This window comes from Prochlorococcus sp. MIT 1341, from assembly GCF_034092415.1.
Taxonomy (GTDB): Bacteria; Cyanobacteriota; Cyanobacteriia; order PCC-6307; family Cyanobiaceae; genus AG-363-P08.
Genome location: NZ_CP139304.1, coordinates 1,497,808 through 1,522,241 on the forward strand (window position 1 = coordinate 1,497,808; position 24,434 = coordinate 1,522,241).

The 24,434-nt window shown below is 42.5% G+C and carries 23 protein-coding genes; 16 read left to right on the forward strand and 7 right to left on the reverse strand.

Annotated elements, in window-relative coordinates; all coding sequences use genetic code 11:
• Positions 1 to 31: 31 nt before the first annotated feature.
• The 3 genes from SOI84_RS07580 to rimP are packed head-to-tail and all read right to left on the reverse strand — an operon-like array spanning position 32 to position 2,221.
• Positions 32 to 310, reverse strand: a complete 279-nt coding sequence (locus SOI84_RS07580) for a YlxR family protein (protein WP_320673936.1) — start codon at positions 308 to 310, stop codon at positions 32 to 34.
• A complete protein-coding gene (nusA, locus tag SOI84_RS07585; RefSeq protein ID WP_320673937.1) occupies positions 307 to 1,713 on the reverse strand; it encodes a transcription termination factor NusA in 1,407 nt (468 codons plus the stop codon). The genes SOI84_RS07580 and nusA overlap by 4 nt, the downstream gene beginning before the upstream one ends.
• 37 nt (positions 1,714 to 1,750) lie before the next feature.
• Positions 1,751 to 2,221 carry a ribosome maturation factor RimP gene (rimP, locus tag SOI84_RS07590; protein ID WP_320673938.1) on the reverse strand — a complete coding sequence of 157 codons (471 nt, stop codon included), beginning with the start codon at positions 2,219 to 2,221 and terminating at the stop codon, positions 1,751 to 1,753.
• A gap of 225 nt (positions 2,222 to 2,446) precedes the next feature.
• Between rimP and SOI84_RS07595 the strand changes: the two genes are divergently transcribed.
• Together SOI84_RS07595 and rpiA are read left to right on the forward strand one after the other, a co-directional pair.
• A complete protein-coding gene (locus SOI84_RS07595; protein ID WP_414153586.1) occupies positions 2,447 to 3,598 on the forward strand; it encodes a trypsin-like peptidase domain-containing protein in 1,152 nt (383 codons plus the stop codon).
• A 44-nt stretch (positions 3,599 to 3,642) separates the two neighbouring features.
• Positions 3,643 to 4,359 (forward strand): ribose-5-phosphate isomerase RpiA, encoded by a 717-nt coding sequence (rpiA, locus tag SOI84_RS07600; RefSeq protein ID WP_320673939.1) that lies wholly within the window; start codon positions 3,643 to 3,645, stop codon positions 4,357 to 4,359.
• Here rpiA and hisD read toward each other — a convergent pair.
• Both hisD and SOI84_RS07610 read right to left on the reverse strand, forming a co-directional pair.
• Positions 4,356 to 5,651 carry a histidinol dehydrogenase gene (gene hisD, locus SOI84_RS07605; protein ID WP_320673940.1) on the reverse strand — a complete coding sequence of 432 codons (1,296 nt, stop codon included), beginning with the start codon at positions 5,649 to 5,651 and terminating at the stop codon, positions 4,356 to 4,358. The genes rpiA and hisD overlap by 4 nt on opposite strands.
• Positions 5,652 to 5,713: 62 nt before the next feature.
• Positions 5,714 to 5,839 carry a hypothetical protein gene (locus SOI84_RS07610; RefSeq protein ID WP_320675493.1) on the reverse strand — a complete coding sequence of 42 codons (126 nt, stop codon included), beginning with the start codon at positions 5,837 to 5,839 and terminating at the stop codon, positions 5,714 to 5,716.
• Between SOI84_RS07610 and rpsT the strand changes: the two genes are divergently transcribed.
• Together rpsT and SOI84_RS07620 are read left to right on the forward strand one after the other, a co-directional pair.
• Positions 5,802 to 6,095 (forward strand): 30S ribosomal protein S20, encoded by a 294-nt coding sequence (gene rpsT, locus SOI84_RS07615; RefSeq protein WP_320673941.1) that lies wholly within the window; start codon positions 5,802 to 5,804, stop codon positions 6,093 to 6,095. The two genes, SOI84_RS07610 and rpsT, sit on opposite strands and share 38 nt — an antisense overlap.
• Before the next feature lie 95 nt (positions 6,096 to 6,190).
• A complete protein-coding gene (locus SOI84_RS07620) occupies positions 6,191 to 6,976 on the forward strand; it encodes a TatD family hydrolase (protein ID WP_320673942.1) in 786 nt (261 codons plus the stop codon).
• A gap of 29 nt (positions 6,977 to 7,005) precedes the next feature.
• Here the strand turns inward: SOI84_RS07620 and SOI84_RS07625 are convergent, their stop codons facing one another.
• Positions 7,006 to 7,212, reverse strand: a complete 207-nt coding sequence (locus tag SOI84_RS07625) for a hypothetical protein (protein ID WP_320673943.1) — start codon at positions 7,210 to 7,212, stop codon at positions 7,006 to 7,008.
• Between the two features lie 44 nt (positions 7,213 to 7,256).
• Here SOI84_RS07625 and rpoB point away from each other — a divergent pair, with 44 nt between their 5' ends.
• From rpoB to SOI84_RS07680, 11 genes are all read left to right on the forward strand, one after another.
• Positions 7,257 to 10,550 carry a DNA-directed RNA polymerase subunit beta gene (rpoB, locus tag SOI84_RS07630; RefSeq protein WP_320673944.1) on the forward strand — a complete coding sequence of 1,098 codons (3,294 nt, stop codon included), beginning with the start codon at positions 7,257 to 7,259 and terminating at the stop codon, positions 10,548 to 10,550.
• A gap of 50 nt (positions 10,551 to 10,600) precedes the next feature.
• Positions 10,601 to 12,505 carry a DNA-directed RNA polymerase subunit gamma gene (locus SOI84_RS07635; protein WP_320673945.1) on the forward strand — a complete coding sequence of 635 codons (1,905 nt, stop codon included), beginning with the start codon at positions 10,601 to 10,603 and terminating at the stop codon, positions 12,503 to 12,505.
• A 47-nt stretch (positions 12,506 to 12,552) separates the two neighbouring features.
• Positions 12,553 to 16,680, forward strand: coding sequence for a DNA-directed RNA polymerase subunit beta' (locus tag SOI84_RS07640; RefSeq protein ID WP_320673946.1), 4,128 nt, complete (start codon positions 12,553 to 12,555; stop codon positions 16,678 to 16,680).
• 65 nt (positions 16,681 to 16,745) lie between these two features.
• Positions 16,746 to 16,898 carry a high light inducible protein gene (locus tag SOI84_RS07645; RefSeq protein WP_320673947.1) on the forward strand — a complete coding sequence of 51 codons (153 nt, stop codon included), beginning with the start codon at positions 16,746 to 16,748 and terminating at the stop codon, positions 16,896 to 16,898.
• Between the two features lie 17 nt (positions 16,899 to 16,915).
• Positions 16,916 to 18,004 (forward strand): 23S rRNA (adenine(2503)-C(2))-methyltransferase RlmN, encoded by a 1,089-nt coding sequence (rlmN, locus tag SOI84_RS07650; RefSeq protein WP_320673948.1) that lies wholly within the window; start codon positions 16,916 to 16,918, stop codon positions 18,002 to 18,004.
• A 5-nt stretch (positions 18,005 to 18,009) separates the two neighbouring features.
• Complete coding sequence (locus SOI84_RS07655) at positions 18,010 to 19,773, forward strand: sodium:solute symporter family protein (RefSeq protein WP_320673949.1); 1,764 nt, start codon at positions 18,010 to 18,012, stop codon at positions 19,771 to 19,773.
• Positions 19,774 to 19,982: 209 nt separating this feature from the next.
• On the forward strand, positions 19,983 to 20,792 hold the full coding sequence (locus tag SOI84_RS07660) for a HEAT repeat domain-containing protein (protein ID WP_320673950.1): 810 nt from the start codon (positions 19,983 to 19,985) through the stop codon (positions 20,790 to 20,792).
• Between the two features lie 89 nt (positions 20,793 to 20,881).
• Positions 20,882 to 21,085: a DUF2997 domain-containing protein gene (locus SOI84_RS07665; protein WP_320673951.1), complete on the forward strand. Its 204-nt coding sequence runs from the start codon at positions 20,882 to 20,884 to the stop codon at positions 21,083 to 21,085.
• A complete protein-coding gene (locus SOI84_RS07670; RefSeq protein WP_320673952.1) occupies positions 21,085 to 21,474 on the forward strand; it encodes a DUF1257 domain-containing protein in 390 nt (129 codons plus the stop codon). The genes SOI84_RS07665 and SOI84_RS07670 overlap by 1 nt, the downstream gene beginning before the upstream one ends.
• 12 nt (positions 21,475 to 21,486) lie before the next feature.
• Positions 21,487 to 21,876: a ferredoxin gene (locus SOI84_RS07675; protein ID WP_320673953.1), complete on the forward strand. Its 390-nt coding sequence runs from the start codon at positions 21,487 to 21,489 to the stop codon at positions 21,874 to 21,876.
• Between the two features lie 59 nt (positions 21,877 to 21,935).
• Entirely contained in the window at positions 21,936 to 23,093 is a 1,158-nt protein-coding gene (locus tag SOI84_RS07680) for an aldo/keto reductase (RefSeq protein ID WP_414153632.1), read from the forward strand.
• On the opposite strand, the gene rsmG is transcribed toward SOI84_RS07680, so the two are convergent.
• Entirely contained in the window at positions 23,090 to 23,833 is a 744-nt protein-coding gene (gene rsmG / locus SOI84_RS07685) for a 16S rRNA (guanine(527)-N(7))-methyltransferase RsmG (RefSeq protein ID WP_320673954.1), read from the reverse strand. The genes SOI84_RS07680 and rsmG overlap by 4 nt on opposite strands.
• Before the next feature lie 80 nt (positions 23,834 to 23,913).
• Here rsmG and SOI84_RS07690 point away from each other — a divergent pair, with 80 nt between their 5' ends.
• Complete coding sequence (locus SOI84_RS07690; RefSeq protein WP_320673955.1) at positions 23,914 to 24,396, forward strand: J domain-containing protein; 483 nt, start codon at positions 23,914 to 23,916, stop codon at positions 24,394 to 24,396.
• Positions 24,397 to 24,434 lie beyond the last annotated feature (38 nt).

Below are 24,434 nucleotides of genomic sequence, written 5' to 3' on the forward strand. Positions count from 1 at the left end.
TAGGGTGCTACACCGAAGGTGGAGCGATGGTTCATATTGCCTCAGCGGCTTCATCAATGCTTTGACTTAGTCGCTTTTGAAGCACCTCGAAAACGCTTTCCGGCACCTGACAACGCAGGGCTTTTTGAAGTCGTTTTCTTCGTCGTGCTTCTTCTAGGCAGTCCTCACAAGGGCATAAATAGGCCGAGCGACCCATTCCCTTTGTGAGTACGACTCCGTCTTGGTGATCACGAATAACCCTCAAAAGTTGCTGTCTATCCAGCAATTTCCTACAGGCTACGCAACGGCGCAAGACGGTGCTTTTGTTCACCGGGTACCATCCTCTTCGTTTGAGGGGGTTTTTTGTTCAGTCTCACTATCGCCGTTAGAAATATTCGCTACTTCTTCTTCTTCGAGTTGTGTCTCTGAGTAATCCTCTTCATCTTCTGGGAGAGGGTATAGCTCTCTAAGCCGGGCATCTTCTTCTGCTCGTGCAGTTTGTTCAGCAGCTAAACGTTCTTCTGCATCCCGTTGAAGAGATTCTTCTTCTTCTCTTTGAGCGATTAGTTCTGCTACAGCTGAGTCTTCTGCTGATTGGTCATATTCTTGTGAGTTTTTGATATCAATTTTCCAGCCTGTAAGTCGAGCTGCAAGCCTCACATTTTGGCCTTCTCTTCCGATTGCAAGACTTAATTGATCAGGTGGAACTAGAACATGCGCATGTTGTCCATCTGGATCCACTAATCTAACCAGCTCAACTTTTGCAGGGCTTAGAGAGTTTGCAATGTATTGACTTGCGTCTTGGGACCAACGAATTACATCAATTTTTTCACCTCTTAGCTCATTGACTACTTGTTGAATTCTTGAGCCTCTTGCCCCAATACATGCACCTACAGGGTCTACTTCTCTTTCAATACTGTCGACTGCAACCTTTGTTCGGGGACCTACTGATCTAGATGGAGGATTTGCTTCACGAGCTACGGCAACAATGCGGACTGATCCTTCTTGAATCTCTGGCACCTCATTTTCAAAGAGATAAACTACTAAGCCTGCATTGGCTCTGCTCACAAACAATTGAGGACCTTTTCTAGGGATTTCACTAACTTCTTTAAGAAAAACTTTGAAGGTTGCATTTGCTCGATAATTGTCATTTGGTAGTTGATCTCTTCTTGGGAGTTCGGCTTCTACTTCTGGTCTGCCAAGTCCAGAGCTGACTGCCATAATTACTGATTGACGTTCAAAGCGTATAACTCTTGCAGTTAGTACAGGATCCTCAAGATCCGCAAATTCTTCTTGAATCATTCGTCTTTGCTGATCCCGGAGCTTTTGAGCTAGAACTTGCTTTGTGGTTGCTGCTGCCATCCTTCCAAAATCTTCCTTCTCTGGCGTGACATCAAGGACAACTGTGTCTCCTATTTGCGCATCTTCAGCAACCTGCATAACTTCTGATAATGCAATTTGATGATCTTCACTTTCAACTTCCTCAACAATTATTTTGCTTGCTAGAACTCTGTATCCTTCTTCATCTAGATCAAGACCAACATCAAAGTTGCTGAAGTATTCCTCTTCAAAAGGGTCTTCACTGATCCCGATATAAAGAGTTCTTCTATATCTTTCATAGCCCTTTAATAGGGCTTCACGAAGAGCAACTTCCACAACTGGTGGAGGAAGTTTTTTTTCCTCACTGATGTCTTCGATCAGATTGTTGAGGCCGGGGAGAATTACTAGTGCCATTGAGGCTTTGGATAAAGATTGAGCTAGATAGTTAGGTTTATGAGACCTTAGCTTGTGTTAGATGTACCGTTATGACCTCTTTTCGGGGTATTCGATCGATGCGCCCTTTTACGTTTAGGTGAACATGTTCAGCAGATCGCTTCAGTAAAAGACCTGCTTTGCAAATTTCTGAGCCATTGGTCTTTTTATGGCAAACCTCAACAGGGAAGCCTTTAAAAGAATCAAAGTCACGATCACTTAGCAAGTTAACTCCAACACCGGGACTGCTTATTTCTAGAACATATTTCTCTTGGAAAAGTTCGGAAGCCTCTATAGCTTGCTCCATAGGTTTGCTAAATCTTGCACAGTCATCAAGAGAGACATCTCTTCCTTCTAGCAAGCGTATTTGTATCTGTAAGGTCATGGGCATGGCATGGGTCAGTATTTGCACACCACAAATATCAAAGCCGTTTTTGGCAGCTGTAGACGAGGCGATGTTCTCCAGATCCGCTAGCAGAGAATGAGGCAAGAGGTGTTGTGTCGGACTTCTAGCAGCCCGACCGGCTTCAGATTTGACCTGTCTCCCTAGGGAGGCGCCTGCCAGGCTTCAGTAAATCTACTTGATTGCATGAATTAAGTCATTGTTAAAGACAATTTGCTTTTGATTTCACTTTTTAAGAATGCCTATGTTCCCAAATTCCCATTACTGGGACTTCCTAACTCAGTGCAAAGCAGTTTCCTTTAGTTTGGTGCAATGTCTCTCTTCGCAACCTTAAAGAAGCAAATTTTTTCATTGCTTCGCTTAGCAATGAGCTTATTTGTCTTTTTTGCTTTGTCTTTCTATTGGCCTCTGCAACCATTATTAGCTTTGTCTTTTGATGAGTCGCCTCAAGGACATAGCTTTGTCGCAGACGCAGTAAAGGATGTTGCTCCTGCAGTTGTACGAATTGATACTGAAAGAGTATTTGAAAGACAACCTTTTGATCCAACTCTTATAGACCCCCTTCTAAGAGATCTTTTGGGAGAGCCAAACGGCTTAGAGCATGAGAGGGGACAAGGCTCTGGTTTTGTTATCGATCAGAAAGGACTTGTTTTGACTAATGCACATGTAGTTGAGCGTGTTGATAGTGTCATTGTGACTTTCCCTGATGGAGATCAATTAGATGGTCTTGTCCTTGGAACAGACCCCGTAACTGATTTGGCTCTTGTTCAACTTGATAAAGATCGAAGTCTTAAAAAAGCTCCTCTTGGAAATTCCGATTCTCTTGAAGTTGGAGATTGGGCAATAGCTTTGGGAACTCCATATGGGCTTGAAAGTACAGTGACACTTGGAATAGTCAGTAGCCTGCATCGAAATATAAATAGCCTTGGATTCTCTGATAAACGTTTGGATCTTATCCAGACTGATGCAGCGATTAATCCAGGGAATTCAGGAGGACCATTAATTAATGAGAGTGGTCAGGTTATAGGGATTAACACCCTGGTTCGTTCTGGTCCTGGTGCTGGTTTGGGCTTTGCAATACCTATTAATTTGGCGCGTCGAGTTGCAGAACAACTGCTTTCGGATGGGGAAGTGATTCATCCATATGTGGGTGTGCAGTTAATTCCTTTAACGCCCAGAATTGCTAAGGAGCATAATAGTGATCCAAATTCACTGTTAGAACTTCCAGAAAGGTCTGGAGCCCTTGTTCAAACAGTTCTTCCGGGCAGCCCTGCCGAAAAGGCCGGACTAAAGAGGGGTGATCTTGTAATTCAGGCAGATGAGGTCGTTGTTGACGATCCTCAGACATTGCTTGAGAAGGTGGATGAGTGGAAAATTGGCACCCCTCTTTTTTTGAAGATCATTCGTAATGGCTCAGACTTGACTTTGTCAGTGAGACCTGCGCCATTACCAAGTGGGACTTGAACTCTTGCTACGGTCTCGTAATTCGCAATTTAGTTAATCAAATCATGGTCGACATTCAACTCCAAATGAAACGAGCAGTCGCTTCGAAAGTCCTTGAGCAAATTCAAGATGGGATGGTCTTAGGTTTAGGTTCAGGTTCTACAGCTGGTTTGATGATTCAAGGCCTTGGCTCCAAGTTGTCCAAGGGAGAAATTAAGGACATTGTTGGTGTTACAACTTCTTTTCAAGGTGAAGTAATGGCAGCCGAACTCGGCATTCCTTTGCTTGACCTTAATGCTGTCAGTAAAATTGATTTAGCAATTGATGGTGCTGACGAGGTAGACCCTTCTTTTAATTTGATCAAAGGAGGAGGAGCCTGTCATGTTCAGGAGAAATTGGTTGCTAGTAGGGCAGAGCGGTTTGTAGTTGTTGTTGATTCAACTAAGCTCGTAAAAAGATTGAATATGGATTTCTTGCTGCCAGTTGAGGTTTTGCCTGGTGCTTGGCGGCAGGTGAAAACTGTTTTAAAGGCAATAGGAGGGGATTCCAACTTGCGAATGGCTAAATGTAAGGCAGGACCGGTAGTTACTGATCAAGGGAACCTTGTTCTTGATTTAAGAATGCCCGGTGGAATAGGTGAGCCTAAAGAACTTGAATGCCAGATAAATAACATCCCAGGGGTCTTAGAGAATGGACTCTTTGTTAATCTTGTAAATGAAGTTTTAGTGGGCGAAATAAATGAGGATTCAGTTGTTGTGAACTCTCTGAATCTAGCTACTTAGAAATTCTCTTCCGTTCTGAGTCTGATGGATTCTGAATGACTATGAAGTCCCTCACTATTTGCTAATTCTCTTATTGCGGAGCTAGTTGCATTTAGGGCTTCTGCATTGAATTCAATCAAAGATGTGTGCCTTAAGAATGTTTCTACACTTAGTGCCCCAGAGAATCTTGCTGTGCCAGATGTTGGAAGAGTATGGTTCGGTCCAGCAAGGTAATCTCCTACAGCTTCCGGACTCCAATTTCCTAAAAAAATTGCTCCAGCATTATTAATATTTTCTGATATTGCATGTGGATTTTCGACTAATAATTCAAGATGCTCGGGTGCAAACAAATTGCTTAGATAAGTACATTCGTTAAGAGTTTTGCAGATAACTATTAGTCCCCAATTTGCAAGTGATGATTTACAAATTTCTGCTCTGGGGTGATTTGACATTTGTTGCTTAATTGCTTCTGGTATTGCCTTCGCAAGAGTAGGGTCCGTTGTTAGAAGTATTGAAGCCGCTAGAGGATCATGCTCTGCTTGAGCAAGCATGTCAGAAGCAACATGTTCAGCATCAGCTGTATGGTCGGCTATTATTAATATTTCACTAGGACCTGCTAGTGAGTCGACTCCTACTTCACCGTAGACAGCTTTTTTGGCAAGTGTTACGTATAAGTTTCCAGGACCACTGATGACATCAACTTTAGGGATTGTCCTTGTACCGAATGCCATCGCAGCTATTGCTTGAGCTCCTCCAATGCGAAAGAGTTCATTGATCCCAACTAAATGTGCTGCGGCAAGAACTGTTTTGTTTACATAACCATTTCGATCTGCTGGGGAAGCCATTATTAGGCGCTCTACTCCTGCAACTTGTGCAGGGATAGCGTTCATTAGAACAGTGCTTGGATAAGACGCTTTTCCTCCAGGAACATAAATCCCAGCATTTTGTACAGGTCGCCACCTTCTTCCTAACCGTTCACCATGAATGCCTGTGTAGTTCAGATCAGTTGGTTTTTGCCGTTGATGAAAATCTTCAATTCTATTTTTTGCTAGTTCAAGAGCTTTTTTAAGGCTAGATGGAGTTGTCTCCCATGCTATTTCAAGTTGTTCAAATGGTACTTTTAATGGGTTTGGATGAAATCCGTCAAAGCGCTCTGTATAGCTAATAAGCGCTTTGTCCCCTTCTTTTTGGACATTATTTAGGATTTCTACCACTGTACTAATGGCAGCTTTTTGGGACTCTGGGCTGGTTCGCGCGGACAGGCTTTTCAGTTTCCGCTTTGCTTGGTCCAAATCCTTAACACAATTGATCATGCTGGAGAATGTTTTTGGACTTGAATGGCTGCTTTAGCGAGCGCAGCAAACTCGTTATGAAATCAACCTAGTTCTTCTTTGATTAGCTTTGCTGTCATTTTGCGCATTGCTGCTGTTAAGGTATTGGTTTCTCGAACTAGTAGAGCCTCAGTGGCCAATAATAAATCGTCCAAGAAGCGCGTTCTCATTACGGAAAGAAACCGTTTGGAGAACAGGACCTATAAGTCGGCAGTGCGAACATTGATGAAGCGTTGTTTCATTGCGTGCACTGAATATGCTGAAAAGCCTGGTAATGAACTTAAGGCAAGTGTTCAAGAAAGTATGAATGCGGCTTTTAGCAAGATTGATAAAGCCGTTAAGCGCCGTGTACTTCATAGGAATGCAGGGGCTCACCAAAAAGCAAGACTAAGTAGAGCTGTAAAGCAGGCTTTGGACCCTGCATAGACCTCAAGAGTTTTGTATTAGAGAGTAAATTTCTATATTTGAATTTTTTGATCCCATAGTCAGAATAGAGTTTTGAAGGCTTACTCATAAACAAGGTGGAAAATCCCCAGCTCATAGATAGTCATTGTCATATCGTTTTCAAGAACTTTGATGATGACTTAGAGGACGTCGCCAAACGTTGGCGGGAGGCAGGGCTGGTGAGTCTTCTCCATGCCTGTGTAGAACCTGACGAAATACCAGCGATTAGAGCATTGGCAGATCGTTTTTCAGAATTGCGATATTCAGTAGGTGTCCATCCTTTAGATACGCAGCATTGGGATAGCAATACTTTGCAAGTTTTACGAACAGCTGCTCTAGAAGATGATCGCGTGGTTGCGATAGGAGAACTTGGCTTGGATTTTTTTCGGGAGAGCAACCTTGAAGAGCAGCTTCAAGTTTTACGACCTCAGCTGGATCTGGCTGGGGAATTGGATTTGCCTGTAATTATTCATTGCCGTGAGGCAGCTGAGGCAATGCTTAAAGAGCTTGAACATCGCAACTGCTCTGGGCTTTGCCCAAAAGGGGTTATGCACTGCTGGGGAGGGACGCCAGAAGAGATGAGAAGGTTTTTAGATCTTGGTTTTTTTATTAGTTTTAGTGGAATCGTTACGTTCCCTAAGGCTTCTCTTGTTCATGAATGTGTGAGAGAAGTCCCTGAAGATAGGTTTTTGGTAGAGACTGATTCCCCTTTCCTTGCCCCAGTCCCTTGGAGGGGGAAACGTAACGAACCCGCGTTTGTTGAGTGTGTAGCAAAAAGAGTTGCTGAACTTAGAGGGCAATCCTTTGAAACCATTGCTAAGCAAAGCACAAAGAATGCTAGAAATTTGTTTGAACTTCCTTGAGTAATTGAAAAGTCTTACTTTTATGACCCTTAAACGGGTAGGATAATTAATTGGTTTGGTGATAACGCAGGACATCCTGCGTACTTACCTCCTTTAATAGGTTCATCCCCATCTGGTTCGTTGTCGACGTTAGCCGTTCTGACCCGAGATTTTTGAGTCTTTGCAATTAAGCCCTCTTCTCCAAGGAGAAGAGGGGTTGATCTGCTTTTGGGATTGCTTCGGGTTAAAGGGGCCATCGATTACCAGCTTGTTCAACACTTCTCAACTGCCTTTCTCCAGCATGAGCAGAAGCTCCATTCAGGTCGCGAAGACCGCAACTTACCTCCCTGATCTGGTTGAGGTGCAGAGAGCTAGCTTTAAGTGGTTTTTGGATAAAGGTCTGATTGAAGAACTTGAAAGTTTTTCGCCGATTACTGATTACACTGGCAAGCTAGAACTTCATTTTATAGGCAGTGAATACAGGTTAAAACGCCCTAGACATGATGTAGAGGAGGCTAAGAGAAGAGATGCGACTTTTGCTTCTCAAATGTATGTAACTTGTCGTTTAGTTAATAAGGAAACTGGTGAAATTAAAGAACAAGAGGTTTTTATAGGCGAGTTGCCTCTAATGACTGAACGTGGAACTTTCATTATTAATGGTGCAGAACGAGTTATTGTCAATCAAATTGTACGTAGTCCAGGTGTTTATTTTAAAGATGAACAAGATAAGAATGGACGACGAACTTATAATGCGAGTGTGATTCCTAATCGAGGAGCATGGCTAAAATTTGAAACAGATAAGAATGATCTTTTACATGTAAGAGTAGATAAGACAAGGAAAATAAATGCCCATGTTTTAATGCGTGCAATGGGCCTTTCTGATAATGATGTTATAGATAAGCTTAGGCATCCTGAATATTATAAGAAGTCTATTGAGGCGGCTAATGATGAAGGCATTAGTTCTGAAGATCAGGCTTTATTGGAACTATATAAGAAGCTCCGTCCAGGAGAGCCCCCTTCTGTTACGGGTGGCCAACAACTTCTGCAGGCTAGATTTTTTGATCCAAAGAGGTATGACTTAGGCCGTGTTGGCCGCTATAAAATTAATAACAAATTAAGGCTAACTATACCTGATTCAGTCCGGACACTTACACATGAAGATGTTCTTTCTACAATAGATTATCTGATTAATTTAGAGTTAGATATTGGTGGCGCAAGTTTAGATGATATTGATCATCTTGGTAATAGAAGAGTTCGCTCTGTTGGTGAACTTCTTCAAAACCAAGTCCGAGTTGGATTGAATCGCCTTGAGCGAATCATTAAAGAGAGGATGACAGTTGGCGAGACAGATTCCCTTACTCCAGCTCAGTTGGTAAACCCAAAACCTCTGGTGGCAGCAATTAAAGAGTTTTTTGGTTCAAGCCAACTTAGTCAATTCATGGATCAGACTAATCCTCTTGCTGAGTTAACCCATAAGCGGCGTATTTCTGCTTTAGGACCTGGTGGTTTAACTAGAGAACGTGCAGGTTTTGCAGTTAGAGATATACATCCTTCTCACTATGGTCGTTTATGCCCTATTGAGACTCCTGAAGGACCAAATGCTGGCTTAATCAATTCTTTGGCAACACATGCTCGAGTTAATCAATATGGTTTTATAGAGACACCTTTTTGGAAGGTTGAAGATGGATGTGTAAATAAAAAGGGTGATCCAATTTATCTTTCAGCAGATTTAGAAGATGAATGTAGAGTTGCTCCTGGTGATGTAGCAACAGATAGTGAAGGTAAAATATTGGCTGAGCTTATCCCTGTTAGGTATCGCCAGGACTTTGAGAAAGTTCCTCCAGAGCAAGTTGATTATGTTCAACTTTCGCCAGTGCAGGTCATTTCGGTTGCTACTTCGTTAATACCTTTTCTTGAACATGACGATGCAAATAGAGCGCTCATGGGATCAAATATGCAACGTCAGGCAGTACCACTTTTAAGACCTGAACGCCCCTTAGTTGGAACTGGCTTAGAGACACAAGTTGCTCGGGATTCTGGGATGGTTCCTATCACAAAGGTAAGTGGCCATGTGACTTTTGTAGATGCAACGGCTATTACTGTGCGTGATGAGGATGGACAAGACCATACTCATTATTTGCAGAAATATCAGCGTTCAAATCAAGATACTTGTTTAAATCAAAGGCCAATAGTTCATCAAGGAGACCCTGTAATTACAGGCCAGGTACTTGCAGATGGATCGGCATGTGAAGGAGGAGAAATTGCTCTCGGACAGAATGTTTTAGTCGCTTATATGCCGTGGGAAGGTTATAACTATGAGGATGCAATACTTGTAAGTGAACGCCTAGTTAAGGATGATCTATATACCTCTGTACATATTGAGAAATATGAGATTGAGGCTAGACAGACAAAGCTTGGCCCTGAGGAGATAACAAGGGAGATTCCAAATGTTGCAGAAGAAAGTCTGGGAAGTCTTGATGAGATGGGGATTATTCGAATAGGTGCCTTTGTCGAAAGCGGAGACATTTTAGTTGGTAAGGTCACTCCGAAAGGGGAATCTGATCAGCCTCCAGAGGAGAAGCTGCTAAGAGCTATTTTTGGCGAGAAAGCTCGTGATGTTAGAGACAATTCTCTGAGAGTACCTAGTACAGAACGTGGAAGAGTTGTTGATGTACGGATCTATACCAGAGAACAGGGAGATGAGCTTCCTCCTGGGGCAAACATGGTGGTCAGGGTTTATGTGGCTCAACGACGAAAGATTCAAGTTGGTGACAAGATGGCTGGACGCCATGGCAACAAAGGAATTATTAGTCGAATTCTTCCTAGAGAAGATATGCCTTATTTGCCTGATGGCACCCCCGTTGACATCGTGCTCAACCCTTTAGGGGTTCCTAGCAGAATGAATGTAGGTCAGGTTTTTGAATGCTTGATGGGTTGGGCAGCGGCTAATCTTGATTGCCGAGTAAAGGTAGTCCCTTTCGATGAAATGTATGGGGTTGAAAAATCCCAGCAAACCGTAGAGGCGTATTTAAAAGAAGCTGCTAGACAACCAGGCAAAGAATGGGTTTACAACCCAGAGACTCCTGGAAAGCTCCAGCTAATTGATGGTCGTTCCGGAGAGCCATTTGATCAACCAGTCACAGTGGGCTATGCCCAGATTTTGAAATTAGTTCACTTGGTAGATGACAAAATTCATGCTCGTTCAACTGGCCCATATTCATTAGTAACTCAGCAGCCTCTTGGAGGTAAGGCTCAGCAAGGTGGGCAGCGCTTAGGGGAAATGGAGGTTTGGGCTCTTGAGGCTTATGGAGCCGCATATACCTTGCAGGAACTTCTGACTGTGAAATCGGATGATATGCAGGGAAGAAATGAGGCCTTAAATGCGATTGTGAAAGGAAAGCCAATCCCTAGACCTGGCACTCCCGAATCATTCAAGGTGTTAATGAGAGAACTTCAATCACTTGGCCTAGATATTGCAGTTTATACAGACGAAGGTAAGGAGGTTGATTTAATGCAAGATGTCAATCCGAGGAGGAGTACTCCTAGTCGTCCAACATATGAATCTTTAGGAGTATCTGATTATGACGATGACTAGACACTTTTAATTAATTCTCTACTTCGTTTTCATTAGCAACTACTTCTTCCATGACAAACAGCAACTTACGTACCGAGAATCATTTTGATTACGTAAAGATCACTTTGGCATCACCAGATCGTGTAATGGAGTGGGGACAGCGAACGCTCCCAAATGGCCAGGTTGTTGGAGAAGTTACAAAGCCAGAAACTATCAATTACAGAACACTTAAGCCTGAAATGGATGGCCTTTTCTGTGAAAAGATTTTTGGTCCTTCTAAGGATTGGGAATGCCATTGTGGAAAATATAAGAGAGTTCGTCACCGGGGCATTGTTTGTGAACGTTGTGGTGTAGAAGTTACTGAAAGTAGAGTGCGGCGTCATCGGATGGGCTTTATTAAATTAGCTGCTCCTGTTTCTCATGTTTGGTATTTAAAGGGTATTCCAAGTTATGTAGCAATCTTGCTTGATATGCCATTGCGTGATGTTGAGCAAATTGTATATTTCAATTGCTATGTTGTGTTGGATCAAGGTGACCATAAGGAGCTTAAGTATAAACAACTTCTCACAGAAGATGAATGGTTAGAAATTGAAGATGAAATCTATGCTGAAGATTCTGAGATTGAGAATGAACCTGTAGTTGGAATTGGCGCTGAGGCACTTCAACAATTACTTGAAGATTTAGATCTTGCTCAAATTGCAGAGCAACTGCGGGAAGATATCTCCTCCAGCAAAGGTCAGAAAAGAGCTAAGCTGATAAAGCGCTTGAGAGTAATTGATAATTTCATAGCGACCAATGCTTCTCCTGAGTGGATGGTTTTGGATGCAATTCCAGTTATCCCTCCAGATTTGCGACCTATGGTTCAGCTGGACGGAGGACGCTTTGCAACATCTGATTTAAATGATCTTTATAGGAGGGTTATTAATCGGAATAATCGCTTGGCTCGCCTGCAAGAAATATTGGCACCTGAAATTATTGTTCGAAATGAAAAAAGGATGCTTCAGGAGGCAGTAGATGCGCTGATTGACAATGGAAGAAGAGGCAGAACAGTTGTTGGTGCAAATAATCGACCTCTCAAATCTTTGAGCGATATTATTGAGGGTAAACAAGGGAGATTTCGTCAAAACTTATTAGGTAAGAGAGTCGATTACTCTGGTCGTTCTGTCATAGTTGTTGGGCCTAAGTTAAAGATGCATCAGTGTGGATTGCCAAAAGAAATGGCAATAGAACTATTCCAACCTTTTGTTATACATAGATTAATCCGTCAAAATATTGTAAATAACATAAAGGCAGCGAAGAAACTTATACAGAGAGCAGACGATGAGGTGATGCAGGTTTTACAAGAAGTGATTGAAGGTCATCCAATACTTTTAAACCGAGCTCCAACTCTTCATAGGTTAGGTATTCAGGCTTTTGAGCCCAAATTAGTAGATGGACGTGCAATTCAGTTGCATCCATTGGTTTGCCCCGCATTTAATGCTGACTTTGATGGGGATCAGATGGCAGTCCATGTACCTTTAGCGATTGAGGCTCAAACAGAAGCAAGAATGTTAATGCTTGCAAGCAACAATATTCTTTCCCCTGCTACAGGAGAACCGATCATTACCCCATCTCAAGATATGGTTCTTGGATCTTATTATTTGACAGCGTTAGAGCCAGAGGCAAGCAAGCCAAAGTTTGGCGATAGATCTAGAACGTTTGCAGCCTTAGACGATGTCATTAATGCTTTTGAAGATAAAAGGATTAGTTTGCATGACTGGGTTTGGGTCCGATTTAACGGAGAAGTTGAAGATGATGATGAACTTGAAGCACCTCTTCAGGCAGAGGTGCTTAGCGATGGGACACGTTTTGAACAATGGACCTTGCGAAGAGATCGTTTAGATGGCGATGGGGCTTTAATTAGTCGTTATATCCTCACTACGGTCGGCAGGGTTGTTATGAATCACACGATTATTGATGCAGTCTCAACAACTTAATTTTTCTCTTCCTATTTATTTCTTCAAACTCTAACTAATTCGCAGCAATGACATCCTCAACACCTAAAACACGCAAGTCTTCAACTAAGTCTCGCAAGTCAACAAAGGGCTCTAGGAGTTCAAAGGGATCTAAGAAAAAAGCTGCTTCTGTAAGTGCTTCACCAGCCTTGGCGAAGACTCCTCCAACATTTCTTAATCGTGTAGTTGATAAAAAAGGGCTCAAGCAATTAGTTGCATGGGCTTATAAGACTCATGGCACTGCTGCCACAGCAGCTATGGCTGACAACTTAAAGGATCTTGGATTTCGTTATGCCACTCAAGCGGCTGTTTCTATTTCCGTAGATGACCTAAAAGTTCCAGAGGCCAAACAAGATTTACTGGGTCAGGCAGAACATCAAATTACTGCTACTGAGGAATGCTATCGCTTGGGAGAAATTACCGAGGTTGAGCGCCATACAAAGGTTATTGACACTTGGACTGAAACTAATGAAAGATTGGTTGATGCAGTAAAGAAAAATTTTAATCAGAACGATCCTCTGAACTCAGTTTGGATGATGGCTAATTCCGGGGCACGCGGAAACATGTCTCAGGTTAGGCAGTTGGTAGGTATGCGTGGCTTGATGGCGAATCCGCAAGGTGAGATTATTGACCTTCCAATACGAACAAACTTTCGGGAAGGATTAACAGTCACAGAGTACGTTATCTCTTCTTATGGAGCACGAAAGGGCTTGGTTGATACTGCCCTAAGAACGGCTGATTCAGGTTACTTAACTCGACGCCTCGTTGATGTTGCTCAGGATGTAATTGTTAGAGAAGAAGATTGTGGTACCACACGTTCAATCCTTGTTAAGGCTGAGGACGGACGTTTTGGGAATCGCTTGGTTGGCCGTTTAACAGCGGAGAAGGTAGTGGATAAAGATGGTCAAACTGTTGCTGAGCGTGATCGGGAGATTGATCCAGAACTTTCTAAGTCTTTTGAAAAGGCTGGTTTAGAGAGCGTCAGTGTTCGATCTCCTTTGACATGTGAGGCTATGAGGTCAGTTTGCAGGAAATGCTACGGATGGGCTCTAGCTCATAATGAGCTAGTTGACCTTGGCGAAGCAGTAGGGATTATTGCTGCACAATCTATTGGAGAGCCCGGTACTCAATTGACAATGAGAACTTTCCATACCGGTGGAGTTTCAACAGCTGAGACTGGTGTGGTTCGTTCCAAGGTTGCTGGAAAAGTTGAGTTTGGCTCAAAAGCACGTGTTAGAGGATATCGGACGCCTCATGGTGTTGAAGCTCAGCAAGCAGAGGTTGATTTCACACTTACGGTTAAACCAAGTGGAAAGGGAAGGCCTCAGAAAATAGAAATCATTAATGGCTCATTATTATTTGTTGATGATGCGCAAGAGATACAAGCTGATGTAACGCTTGCTCAAATTGCCGCTGGTTCAGTCCAGAAGAGTGTTGAGAAAGCAACTAAAGATGTGATATGTGACCTTGCGGGACAGGTGCGTTATGAAACAGTTATTCAACCAAAAGAAGTTACTGATAGACAGGGGAATATTACTCTTAAGGCACAACGTTTAGGTCGACTTTGGGTTCTAGCGGGAGATGTTTATAACTTGCCACCCAATGCTCATCCTGTGGTTAAGGGAAATGTCAAGGCCAGTTCAGGACAAGTTTTAGCAGAAGCCAGTCAAGCTAGTGAGTTTGGAGGAGAGATTCGACTTCGTGACTCTATTGGAGATTCTAGAGAGGTACAGATTGTCACGACGTCAATGACTCTGAAGGATTTTAAACTTCATGAGGAGAGCACTCACTCTGGCGAGATTTGGCATTTGGAGGCTAAAGATGGCACGCAATATCGCTTGAACACTATTCCTGGCAGTAAAATTGGAAGTGGGGAGGTTGTTGCAGAACTCGCTGATGATCGTTTTAGGACAAAAACCGGAGGCCTTGCAAAGTTTGCCCCTGGTTTGTCTATTAAGAAGGCTAGGACAGCGAAAAATGGTTTTGAGGTAAGCAAGGGAGGAACCTTATTGTGGATTCCTCAAGAAACGCATGAAATCAATAAGGATATTTCTCTCTTAATGATTCAAGATGGTCAATGGATTGAGGCAGGAACAGAAGTCGTAAAAGATATTTTCAGTCAGACAGCAGGTATCGTTACTGTCGCTCAGAAGAATGATATTTTGAGAGAAATCATTGTTCGAAGCGGTAGCTTTCACCTTTGCAAAGAAGCCAAGTCATTAGAACGGTTTAAAGATGAAGGTCAGATGGTCAACCCTGGCGAGTCCATTGCAAAGGGCATCAAGGCAGATCAGATGGTTTTTGTGCAATCTGTTGAAACTCCAGAAGGATCGGGTCTTTTATTAAGACCTGTTGAGGAGTACTCCATACCCGATGAAGCGCAACTTCCAGAGTTGGCCCATGTTAAACAAGAAAGGGGACCATCTTTAGGACTAAAAGCTACTCAACGTTTAGCCTTTAAAGATGGCGAGTTAATTAAATCTGTTGAAGGTGTCGAGTTGCTAAAAACCCAACTCATTTTGGAGACATTCGAGACCACACCACAAATGACAGTTGATGTTGAGGCTGTTAAAGATCACCGAGCCAAGACAATTGACAGACTTCGGTTGGTGATACTTGAAAGCATATTGGTCCGTAGAGACACAATGTCTGACTCCAGCCATGGCTCTACTCATACCGAACTTCAGGTAGAGGATGGCCAAACAGTTAAGGCTGGAGATGTAGTTGCTACTACTCAAATCCTTTGTAAAGAAGAAGGAGTTGTTCAATTGCCAGACGTTCACGAGGGCGATCCTATACGCCGATTAATTGTTGAAAGACAAGAAGACACAGTAACTTTGACTACCAAAGATAAGCCCTTGGTCACAGTGGGTCAGCGATTAGTTGATGGTGAGCCCCTTGCTAAAGAAGAGCTTGCTGAGTGTTGTGGTGAAGTTGAGTCGGTAAAAAATAATTCAATAACTCTTCGTCTTGGTAGACCTTATATGGTTTCTCCTGACTCTGTTTTGCATGTTAGAGATGGAGATCTTGTTCAACGAGGAGATGGATTGGCCTTACTAGTTTTTGAACGTCAGAAAACAGGAGATATTGTGCAGGGTTTGCCTCGTATTGAGGAGCTATTGGAGGCTCGTCGTCCAAGAGAGTCAGCAATCCTATGTAAAAATCCGGGAACTGTTGAAATTAAGCAAGAAGAAGATGATGAGTCAGTTGTAGTAACTGTTATTGAGACTGATGATGCGATTGGCGAATATCCAATATTCTTAGGTCGCAACGTTATGGTTAGCAATGGACAGCAAGTAAATGCTGGAGAGCTGCTTACTGATGGTCCAATAAATCCTCATGAACTTCTTGAGTGTTTCTTCGAAGACTTGCGAGGACGTAAGCCTTTAATGGACGCAGCACAGGAAGCGATTGCAAAACTACAACATTGCCTCGTCAATGAAGTTCAAAATGTCTACAAATCACAGGGAGTTGCTATTGACGATAAGCATATTGAGGTCATTGTTCGCCAAATGACTAGTAAGGTTCGCATTGAAGATGCAGGTGATACAACTTTATTACCTGGAGAGTTGATCGAATTACGACAGGTGGAGGATACCAATCAGGCGATGTCCATAACTGGAGGTGCGCCTGCAGAGTTCACACCAGTTTTATTGGGGATTACTAAGGCTTCACTAAATACAGATAGTTTTATTTCGGCTGCGTCTTTCCAGGAAACAACACGTGTTTTAACAGAGGCTGCTATTGAGGGTAAGAGTGATTGGCTTAGAGGACTTAAGGAGAATGTGATAATTGGTCGACTAATTCCAGCTGGAACTGGGTTTAGTGGTTTTGAGGAGGAATTAAGGGCTGAGGCAGGGCCTCATCCTGACATTCTTGCTGAGGATCCAGCAGGGTATAGAAGAATGCAAAATCTTCGTCCTGATTACACTGTTGAAATGCCATCAGCTTCTGCTGCTAAATCCACCGCAGTCTTGGATGATCCGAGCGATGAAGATCTTGAGGCAACAAGAAGTCGTCATGGTATCGATGCAGTCGCAAGCAACTTCGCAGCATTTGCCCGACCGACTGCTGATGATGAAGTGCCAGAAGATCAGCTGCCTGATCAAGCTGCGCTTGAGGGCTTGCAGGAGGAAGGGTTACTTAGTGATGAGTAAAGCATCATTTATTTTTAAACTTCCAACTTTTACATCGAAGAATTGATTGATCTCCCTTACTAAAAATGCTTGAACCAACCATTGTCCCTATTCGTAAAAAGCCTCGTTATGGATTCCATTCACATACTGAAAATTTGAATGGACGCCTAGCAATGATAGGTTTCCTGGCCTTGTTGTTAGTTGAGTACAAGTTAGGGCATGGTTTGTTGATTTGGTGAATAAAGACCTATTGGTTGTGCCCAAGAATGTATTAATTGGTCGAAGTACGAAAGAATTAGAAGAATGGGCTATCTCTCAGGGAGAACCAGCTTTTAGGGGCAGACAGCTTCATCATTGGCTATATACAAAGGGCGCAGAAAATTTGGAAGCAATAACTGTTTTGCCTAAGGCTTGGCGGAAATCCTTATTAGAAGATGGATATCAAGTAGGCCGTTTAAAGGAGATAAAACGTTTAGTTTCTTTGGATTCAACAATTAAGTTGTTATTAGAGACCAATGATGGTTTGAACATTGAATCTGTTGGTATACCTACAGATCATCGATTGACAGTTTGTGTTTCTAGTCAAGTGGGTTGTCCTATGGCATGTAGCTTTTGTGCAACTGGAAAGGAAGGGCTGTTGCGTTCTCTAGATGCTTACGAGATTGTCTCTCAGGTAATAAGTATCAGAGAGGTAATGGGTCGTCGACCATCAAATGTTGTTTTTATGGGAATGGGCGAGCCATTATTAAATATGGAGCAAGTGTTAATTGCTATACGCTCTATAAATCGCGATTTGGGAATTGGGCAAAGACGTATAACTATTAGCACTGTTGGAGTTTCGAACACTCTCCCAACCTTGGCCGAGCAAGCCATATCTATCCTGGGGAGAGCTCAATTTACTCTTGCGGTTAGCTTGCATGCACCTAATCAAGAGTTACGCGAGAAGATTATTCCTACAGCAAGGTCTTATACTTTTAATTCTCTTCTAGAAGATTGCAAGCATTATTTTTCGATTACAGGAAGAAGAGTGAGTTTTGAATATATTCTCTTAGGAGAACTCAATGATCAACCTGAACATGCTAATGAATTAGCGCAAGTATTAAAAGGTTCTCAGAGTCATGTTAATTTAATTCCCTACAACCCTATAGCTGATGGTCAATTTCGTCGCCCATCTTTTAATCGAGTAGCAGATTTTCGAAGAATTTTAGAGAGGAATGGCATCGTTTCCAGCATTAGGAGTAGTCGAGGATTAGATAAAAATGCTGCTTGTGGACAGCTTCGTCGTGATCATTCCCAAATGTTAACTCAGCCTGATGTGACTTACGAAGACCTCACGATTGGCTAGATATCATGACTTTTGTTGATTGGTTGATTCTTGGATTTTATTTATTGGGAACGCTTCTTTTAGGACTTTGGCTTGCTGCACGTAATAAGACAGAGGATGATTATTTTGTTGCTGGTCGTAGCTTAAGTGGTTGGCTTGCTGGGGCTTCAATGGCCGCAACAACATTTTCTATCGATACCCCTCTTTATGTTGCTGGATTAGTAGGTACTCGTGGCTTGGCCGCAAACTGGGAATGGTGGAGCTTTGGATTGGCTCACATTGCAATGGCTGTAATTTTCGCACCTCTTTGGAGAAGAAGTGGAGTGTTGACTGATGCAGCTTTTACAGAACTTCGATATGGGGGAGTGTCTGCTGCATGGTTGAGGGGGGTAAAGGCTTTTTTACTTGCATTACCAGTGAATTGTATTGGGATTGGATACGCATTTTTAGCTATGAGGAAGGTAATGGAGGCTTTGGGAATTGTTCAGGGGCGACTAATTGTCGGAGGCATGACCGACACGATGTTCCTTCTTGTTCTTGTAGCCGTACTAATGCTTGCTTACACTGTTATTGGAGGCCTTTGGGCAGTTGTTGTTAATGATCTAATTCAGTTAGCTCTAGCTCTTGTAGGGGCATTTGCGGTTGCAATGGCAGCTGTGCATGCTGCGGGTGGGATGACAAATTTATTGCACAAACTTGAGGAGTTGAACCGTCCTGAGTTGCTTTCATTATTCCCATGGCAATGGCAAAGTGGTCGATTTGAATGGATAGAAGGTGCAGGTATAAGTGTTGCAACCTTCAGTGCATTTTTGACTATTCAGTGGTGGAGTTTTCGCCGTAGTGATGGAGGAGGAGAGTTTATCCAAAGAATGTTGGCAACCCGTAATGAACAGGAGGCGACTTTAGCGGCTTGGGTGTTTCTTGTAGTTAATTATCTTCTCCGAAGTTGGTTATGGATTGTCGTTGCGCTTGCTTCGATAGTTTTACTTCCTACTCAGCAGGATTGGGAGCTTAGTTACCCAACCTTGGCAGTGAAATACCTTCCCCCAGTTGGATTAGGCCTTGTAGTTGTTTCTTTGGTCGCTGCTTTTATGAGCACTGTTAGTACAGCGGTGAATTGGGGTGCAAGTTATCTAACCCATGATTTATATCAGAGGTTTGTCAGACCTATGGCAACTAATTTTGAATTAGTGCAGGTTGGTCAAATTACAAGCTTCGTGCTTTTGGGACTAGGTGTTGTAACTGCTTTGTGGGCCGAAAGTATCGGTTCAGTTTTTAGATTGGTTATTGCTATTGGGACTGGTCCAGGCGTTGTATTAGTTCTGCGTTGGTTCTGGTGGCGTGTTAATGCTCAGGCAGAATTGGCTGCAATGGTTGCTGGATTTTTAATTGGATTTACAACCTCAGTAATTCCTGTTTTCCGCATAGAGGATTATGGCGTTAGATTGATTGCAACAACAGCAATTACAGCAGTTATTTGGTTAGTGGTTTTAGTATTAACACCTCCAGAATCAAAAGCTGTTCTGGAGCATTTTGTGACAAAGGTTCAACCACCTGGACCTGGCTGGAGAATTATTCGTAATCAATTAGGCGTTCAGCCACCTGAGCCCATTAACAGAATTTTTGCACGGTTTTTGTTAAGCGTAGGAGTTTTGTATGGAGGCTTACTTGGGAGTGGAGCCTTTATTCTTCATCAACAATTGTGTGGGTGGCTAGGAATTTCTATAGCAGGTATTTGCTTTATCGCCCTTTGGAGGGGATGGCTACGCAGAAGACTGGCTACTTTGTGATTCCGAAATCCTTATTTGGGTAGCAAAATGGATTAAAAGCTTTTGATGAATTGGGTTTCTTACGCTCAACCGTTCTTCCAGTATTGATAGTGGCTATTTTTGGGTTGGCCTTGATTGCGGTCAGTGCTCGGATTTGGCTACCAGGCGACATGCTGGCACCTGCGCCATTGAGTTGAGCTTAGATCTTTTAATTGGTTTAATGTTTTTGCATGACTGATGAACAGGAAAATTTGGTTCAAGAATCGCCGGTCAATTTGGCTATAGATCCAGATGTGTTAGCAAGTGAGTTAGCAGCTGAACTACTTGGAGATCCCCTTGATGAGATCGATTTTGAGGGGTTTGATCCAGATTCTCTGCAAATTGCTATGGAATGCGAGTCTGGCTTGACTTGGCTAAAGGAAGGGCATGAGCAACGTCTTCAGGGCTTAAGAGTTTTCTGTGAGCATAGAGATCCACGAGCCTTGCCACTGTTAATTCCCTTGTTAAAAGAGCCGTGCCCCGTTGAACGTATGAGTGCTGTTTATGCTTTAGGTCGAAACCCTTGTCCTAGGGCTTTGGACCTTTTGCTAAATCTTCTGAAAAATGACTGCAATGCTTATGTGCGGAAGGCAACGGCTTGGAGTTTAGGGAATTATCCGGATGATTTGGTGCTGCAACCGTTAATAAATGCGTTGAAGAATGATGTTTCAGCAGTGAGACTATGGGCCTCGAGTTCATTGGCTGATGTAGTCGGCACTTCTTCTGAAAAAGCTGCCAAAGCTTCTGAACAGCTTTTAATTAGCCTTAAGATTGATAGTGAGCCTGTTGTTCGCAGTAATTGCATATGGGCCCTTGGTCGAATTATTGAGAATTTAGAGGAGTCATTAAGAACCGCACTGATAGATGCTTTCTTTGATGTCTTGCTCAATGATGTTGAGTCTTCGGTGCGAGATGAAGCAAGAATTGTTTTGGAGCAATTAGGCACTGGGATTGTTAGGACTCGCCTTCAAGAGCTGATCGATGATGGCGTTTTGGTTTGAGTTTGCTAATGCTTACGCATTTGTGTAACAACTTATGCACAGAAGATGGAATTCTTTCTATAAAATCAAGCTCCTAAAGGATAAAACGGATGCCTCAAAGGACCTTACGTTTTCGGATTAGACAAGATGGTCGGGTGGAGGAGTCAGTAACCGGCGTTCTTGGTGAATCGTGTCAAGTACTTACAGAAAAGCTCGAAGCTGCTTTAGGCTCCGTTGAAGTTAACCATCAGACAGCTGATGCTTTCCGTGTTAACCAAGAAGAAAACCAGTCAATTTCTACTGAATTAAACTAATGTCTCATTTCAGCATTATTAAAACTCAACTTCGCAAAAAGGAGCATCTTCTAGCAGCTTTAAGAGATCTAGGCATGGTGGCAGAAGCTGAAGAGAAGCTGGTTAGAGGGTATAGGGGGCAAACTGTAAAGGCCGATCTTGCCGTTTCAGTTAACAAAGGATCAGATATAGGTTTTCGCTGGAACTCTTCAACTGATTCATATGAATTGGTTGCTGATTTAGATCTTTGGAGTCAGCCAGTTCCGGTAGAGCGTTTTCTTTCCAAACTTACTCAGCAATATGCACTTAATACAGTTCTATCTGCGACTGCAGAAGAAGGTTTTGCAGTTGAGAAACAGGCAAATAATCTTGATGGGTCGATCGAGTTAGTAGTAACACGTTGGGATTAAAAAGTAATCTTGGTGCCAGTAGATCCTTCAACAGCTTTTAGAGTTTTAGTAGGTAATTCAGACGCTCCCAATGGCTCTGAACCTCGTTTAGGTGGTCAGCTTAGGGAGCGTGCCATATGGGTAGATGAATCCGTTTGTATTGGATGTCGATATTGTTCACATGTAGCAACTAATACTTTTGTTATTGAGCCATTATTAGGTCGATCAAGAGTTATACGCCAGAATGGTGATAGTACTGATTTGGTTCAAGAAGCTGTTGACACTTGTCCAGTCGATTGCATTCATTGGGTTCCGTTTGAGGACCTTGACCGTTTAAGAGAAGAATTAGAACTAATGGAAATCCAACCTTTGGGATTTCCTCCAAAAAAGTCAAATCGGTTGAAAAAACGTAGAAATATCTGATCAGATCATTGCTGAATAATTCTCTCCCTTCTCGCCGCTTCGGCCGAACAGGTTTGGAAATGCCTGTACTTTCTTTAGGGAGTATGAGGTTTCAGCAGAGTTGGGATGATTTACCGTCTAGGGATATTGATAGTTCTTCTCAGAATAAGTTGGAGGAGATTCTTCGTCTTGCTGTGCGCAAAGGGTTTCACCATGTTGAAACTGCAAGGCATTACGGCACTTCAGAGCTACAACTTGGCTGGGCTTTGCGTAATGTCCCAGACTCTAAGAGGCTTCTTCAGACGAAAGTTCCTCCTAGGCAAGACCCGCACATCTTTGAGAGGGAATTAGAGCTTAGCTTTAAGAATTTGCAATGCGATTACTTGCATCTTTTAGCTATACATGGGTTAAACCATTCAGAGCATCTCGAACAAACATTAAGGCCGGGTGGATGTATGGAAGTAGTGCGACAATGGCAATCAGAAGGACGGATTGGACATGTTGGTTTTTCAACTCATGGCCGTACAGATTTCATCCTGAAGGTTATTGAAACAGATCAATTTGATTACGTTAATCTTCATTGGTACTATATTAATCAAGACAATTCTTCGGCTATTCAAGCAGCAAAAGATAGAGATCTTGGTGTTTTTATTATTAGCCCTACCGATAAGGGTGGCCATTTGCACACTCCATCCTCTTGCCTTGAAAAACTTTGTAGTCCTCTTCCTCCAATCGTTTTTAATGATCTTTTTTGTTTAGCGAACCCTCTGGTTCATACTATTAGTGTTGGGTTAGCGTGTCCAGGTGATATAGATAATCATCTTGAGGCCGTAAAGCTTTTACCACAAGCAAATCAGTTGGTAGCGCCTATTCATAATCGTTTAACAGAAGCTGCCCGCCTTTCACTTGGAGATGACTGGTTGGGAACTTGGAGGGTTGGTTTACCTTCTTGGGAGGACACACCCGGAGGAATAAACCTTACAGTTTTGCTTTGGCTGCACAATCTTATTGAGTCTTGGGAAATGGAGAATTTTGCAAAAGCTCGTTATTCTCTTTTAGGAAATGGAGGTCATTGGTTCCCAGGGGAGAATGCAGATCTTTTGGATAAGGAAGTTAGCCAAAGAGACTTAGAAAAGGCCCTTGAAGAAAGTCCTTGGGGAAAGGAGATACCATTAATATTGCGAAAATTAAAGAAAAGGCTTGGCGGTGGATCAAAGCAAAGACTCGGGAAATATTAATTACCAAGAGGATGTTTCGACGGGATTCCAACTTTTCGAGGATATTTCATAGGGCAACTTGCTATAGCCTTTAGTCGTATTTGATGACGCAAACCTAGTTTATAGGGAAGATGTTGTATTTCTATTTTGATGAGATCTGCTTTTAGAAGCTTGATGGCTTTTGTTAGATTGACCTTATCATCATTGGTCCATTTCCCTCTAAAAAGTATTGCTTCTCCAGTGTGATTTAGGAGTGGGATCAGATATTCAGCGACTATTGGTGCAGGGGCGACTGCTCGCGCCATAGCGATATCAAACATTGATCTATAGCTCTTGTTTTGTCCTGTTATCTCTGCTCTTTCATTTAGAATTTTTACTCGTGAACTTATCCCAATTTCTTCAATCATATTTTTTAGAATACGTGTTTTCTTGGAAGCAGCATCAACCAAAGTGAATTGAGAATTTGGCAGAGCTATTGCTATTGCTAGCCCAGGGAAACCACATCCACTGCCTATATCTATGCATCGAAGTGACCTGAGAGGATTGGTTAGTTCTTTCTTTAAAGGCCAAAGGCTGTCAAAAATTTGACCTACCCAATAATCTTCATTGTGTATAAGTCGAGTTAGATTGACACGTTGATTCCATGCTTTAAGAAGCTTTTGAATGCTTATCATTTGCTCTAATTGTTTTGATGAGGGTTCCCATCCAAGGGCTTCCCATAGACCGAAGCCATGATTTTCTAACCAAATTTGCTTCGACATTGTTGAGAAGTTTCAGTTTTTGTAGGCTTCTTGGCAGATTAGAGCTTGATTAGGAACCATTCTTTAGGAGTTTTGAGGATTTGCCGTTCACCCGTGATTATTACGACTTGCTTGGCGTTCCTAGGTCTGCTGATGCATCCACTTTGAGAAGAGCATTTCATAAACAAAGTAAAGTTTTCCACCCTGATACGACATCTCTTCCTTCTAGTCAAGCGGCGGAGAAGTTTCAATTGCTCTGCGAAGCTTACGACCTTCTTATAGATCCTAAAAGGCGAAAATCTTATGATGACAATCTTTCGGATCAGAAAATTTCTGAAAAAACTCTTTTTAAGGAAGAACTTTTCAGTAAGTCCTCATCTTTTAATGGACTAAAAAAAAAGGAGGTTCTTCGTCCTCTTTCTGGAGGAGAGTTGTTTTCATTGATCCTTTTGGGAGCAACATTTTTTCTTAGCTTGATCATTTGCCTCATAGTTCTTTTCACGAAAGGTACTGAGGTACAAATCCTGCCGAGTTGGCTAATCGCAGATCAGACTTTTGATCAAATAAGGCAAGTTTCTAGTTAGGTATATTTATTTGATCAAAATAAATATACCTTTATTTG

Excerpts from the sequence above, each read along its gene's own strand:
- nusA (WP_320673937.1), bottom strand. The coding sequence starts at position 1,713 with ATGGCACTAGTAATTCTCCCCGGCCTCAACAATCTGATCGAAGACATC.
- SOI84_RS07595 (WP_414153586.1), top strand. The coding sequence starts at position 2,447 with ATGTCTCTCTTCGCAACCTTAAAGAAGCAAATTTTTTCATTGCTTCGC.
- rpiA (WP_320673939.1), top strand. The coding sequence starts at position 3,643 with ATGGTCGACATTCAACTCCAAATGAAACGAGCAGTCGCTTCGAAAGTC.
- hisD (WP_320673940.1), bottom strand. The coding sequence starts at position 5,651 with ATGATCAATTGTGTTAAGGATTTGGACCAAGCAAAGCGGAAACTGAAA.
- SOI84_RS07610 (WP_320675493.1), bottom strand. The coding sequence starts at position 5,839 with ATGAGAACGCGCTTCTTGGACGATTTATTATTGGCCACTGAGGCTCTA.
- SOI84_RS07625 (WP_320673943.1), bottom strand. The coding sequence starts at position 7,212 with ATGGCCCCTTTAACCCGAAGCAATCCCAAAAGCAGATCAACCCCTCTT.
- rpoB (WP_320673944.1), top strand. The coding sequence starts at position 7,257 with ATGAGCAGAAGCTCCATTCAGGTCGCGAAGACCGCAACTTACCTCCCT.
- SOI84_RS07635 (WP_320673945.1), top strand. The coding sequence starts at position 10,601 with ATGACAAACAGCAACTTACGTACCGAGAATCATTTTGATTACGTAAAG.
- SOI84_RS07640 (WP_320673946.1), top strand. The coding sequence starts at position 12,553 with ATGACATCCTCAACACCTAAAACACGCAAGTCTTCAACTAAGTCTCGC.
- SOI84_RS07645 (WP_320673947.1), top strand. The coding sequence starts at position 16,746 with ATGCTTGAACCAACCATTGTCCCTATTCGTAAAAAGCCTCGTTATGGA.
- SOI84_RS07655 (WP_320673949.1), top strand. The coding sequence starts at position 18,010 with ATGACTTTTGTTGATTGGTTGATTCTTGGATTTTATTTATTGGGAACG.
- SOI84_RS07660 (WP_320673950.1), top strand. The coding sequence starts at position 19,983 with ATGACTGATGAACAGGAAAATTTGGTTCAAGAATCGCCGGTCAATTTG.
- SOI84_RS07665 (WP_320673951.1), top strand. The coding sequence starts at position 20,882 with ATGCCTCAAAGGACCTTACGTTTTCGGATTAGACAAGATGGTCGGGTG.
- SOI84_RS07670 (WP_320673952.1), top strand. The coding sequence starts at position 21,085 with ATGTCTCATTTCAGCATTATTAAAACTCAACTTCGCAAAAAGGAGCAT.
- SOI84_RS07680 (WP_414153632.1), top strand. The coding sequence starts at position 21,936 with ATGCCTGTACTTTCTTTAGGGAGTATGAGGTTTCAGCAGAGTTGGGAT.
- rsmG (WP_320673954.1), bottom strand. The coding sequence starts at position 23,833 with ATGTCGAAGCAAATTTGGTTAGAAAATCATGGCTTCGGTCTATGGGAA.